The 2,500-nt window shown below is 43.2% G+C and carries 1 protein-coding gene and 2 rRNA genes (1 of these 3 cut by a window edge); all 3 read right to left on the reverse strand.

The genetic code is table 11. The features are described 5' to 3' along the window. Positions 1–123: 123 nt before the first annotated feature. Positions 124–699 carry a MerR family transcriptional regulator gene (locus tag NKR20_RS19315; protein WP_121216066.1) on the reverse strand — a complete coding sequence of 192 codons (576 nt, stop codon included), beginning with the start codon at positions 697–699 and terminating at the stop codon, positions 124–126. Between the two features lie 235 nt (positions 700–934). After that, a 5S ribosomal RNA gene (rrf, locus tag NKR20_RS19320) occupies positions 935–1,050 on the reverse strand. 73 nt (positions 1,051–1,123) lie between these two features. Further along, a 23S ribosomal RNA gene (locus tag NKR20_RS19325) occupies positions 1,124–2,500 on the reverse strand (it continues 1,541 nt past the right edge of the window).

Below are 2,500 nucleotides of genomic sequence, written 5' to 3' on the forward strand. Positions count from 1 at the left end.
CGACAACATTTCTATTATACCTAAATAAACAAAGTGTGTCAATAGTATTATTTCAAACCTGTTTCTACAGGATTTTTATTATATCGCTATAACTTCATCTGGTCAATAATATTTTTTAACCTCTTATTTCCAAAATTGCCACCAAGCTTTTTTATATTTTCCCATATCTTTATTTTTCACTTCTGTAATAGCGTCTACTATTTGCCTTTTTACTTCCATAGATTCTTTTATTAAAAGCATTAACTTTTGATCACGAGCTTCGATACTATTTTTGATATATATTTCTTGTTTTTGAAGTTGCTCAATGAGGTGCTTATTAAATTCCGTTTGTTCTTTTGTAAAAGTAGAAAATCCCTCAAGAATTTTGCTGTAATCTGAAGTTAATATGGTTGCTATATCAGATATACCATTTGTATCATCTATATTCGACTCAAGAATTACTTTTACCACTTCTTCTAATGTTAAAGAACTGGATTTTTTTAAATCTATTATTTTCTTAAGCACATCAACATCCTTGTTATAGAATATACGATGGCCAACTGAGTTTTTAGCAAATTTATAGTGATATTTTTGCATTAATGTACAGTATTTTCGAAGAGTACTATCTTGGACACCTAAAATTTTACTTACTGCTGAATTATCAAATGTTAATTTTTCTTCACCAATAGAAACATCTGTCATAACTGATATATCAGACATTTTATCCCCTCCTTATACATATCAATTCGAAAAAAATCAGTACAATCCTTTTAAAACCTTTTTACAAATATAGACATTTCAAGGGGAATAATGTCAAAATACCATTTTTTCGCGAAACAAATTAAATTAATATCTGCTATATCAGATATAGTATGTTTGTTTATCTAGGAAATTTTTCTTTCAATAATTTCACATACAAAAAACCACCACTATAATTTAGTGGTGGTTTTTATTTGCCTAGCAACGTCCTACTCTCACAGGGGGAAGCCCCCAACTACCATCGGCGCTAAAGAGCTTAACTTCCGTGTTCGGTATGGGAACGGGTGTGACCTCTTTGCCATCATCACTAGACCACATATTTAGTTGAAAGAAGCTTGTTCTCTCAAAACTGGATAAAGACATTGACTAACGACCATTCAAGTTAGTGGTTAAGTCCTCGATCGATTAGTATTCGTCAGCTCCATGTGTCGCCACACTTCCACCTCGAACCTATCTACCTCATCGTCTTTGAGGGATCTTACTTACTTACGTAATGGGAAATCTCATCTTGAGGGGGGCTTCATGCTTAGATGCTTTCAGCACTTATCCCGTCCATACATAGCTACCCAGCGATGCCTTTGGCAAGACAACTGGTACACCAGCGGTATGTCCATCCCGGTCCTCTCGTACTAAGGACAGCTCCTCTCAAATTTCCTACGCCCACGACGGATAGGGACCGAACTGTCTCACGACGTTCTGAACCCAGCTCGCGTACCGCTTTAATGGGCGAACAGCCCAACCCTTGGGACCGACTACAGCCCCAGGATGCGATGAGCCGACATCGAGGTGCCAAACCTCCCCGTCGATGTGGACTCTTGGGGGAGATAAGCCTGTTATCCCCGGGGTAGCTTTTATCCGTTGAGCGATGGCCCTTCCATGCGGAACCACCGGATCACTAAGCCCGTCTTTCGACCCTGCTCGACTTGTAGGTCTCGCAGTCAAGCTCCCTTGTGCCTTTACACTCTACGAATGATTTCCAACCATTCTGAGGGAACCTTTGGGCGCCTCCGTTACCTTTTAGGAGGCGACCGCCCCAGTCAAACTGTCCACCTGACACTGTCTCCTACCCCGATAAGGGGTACGGGTTAGAATTTCAACACAACCAGGGTAGTATCCCACCGACGCCTCCCTCGAAGCTGGCGCTCCGAGTTCTCTGGCTCCTACCTATCCTGTACAAGTTGTGCCAAAATTCAATATCAGGCTACAGTAAAGCTCCACGGGGTCTTTCCGTCCTGTCGCGGGTAACCTGCATCTTCACAGGTACTATAATTTCACCGAGTCTCTCGTTGAGACAGTGCCCAGATCGTTACGCCTTTCGTGCGGGTCGGAACTTACCCGACAAGGAATTTCGCTACCTTAGGACCGTTATAGTTACGGCCGCCGTTTACTGGGGCTTCAATTCAGAGCTTCGCTTACGCTAACCCCTCCTCTTAACCTTCCAGCACCGGGCAGGCGTCAGCCCCTATACGTCACCTTACGGTTTTGCAGAGACCTGTGTTTTTGCTAAACAGTCGCCTGGGCCTATTCACTGCGGCTCTCTTTCGAGAGCACCCCTTCTCCCGAAGTTACGGGGTCATTTTGCCGAGTTCCTTAACGAGAGTTCTCTCGCACACCTTAGGATTCTCTCCTCGACTACCTGTGTCGGTTTGCGGTACGGGCACCTCCCGCCTCGCTAGAGGCTTTTCTTGGCAGTGTGAAATCAGGTACTTCGCTCTTAAAGAGCTCCCCATTACAGCTCAACGTTACAGGAAGCGGATTTGCC

Source organism: Ureibacillus endophyticus (assembly GCF_024159215.1).
Taxonomy (GTDB): domain Bacteria; phylum Bacillota; class Bacilli; order Bacillales_A; family Planococcaceae; genus Ureibacillus; species Ureibacillus endophyticus.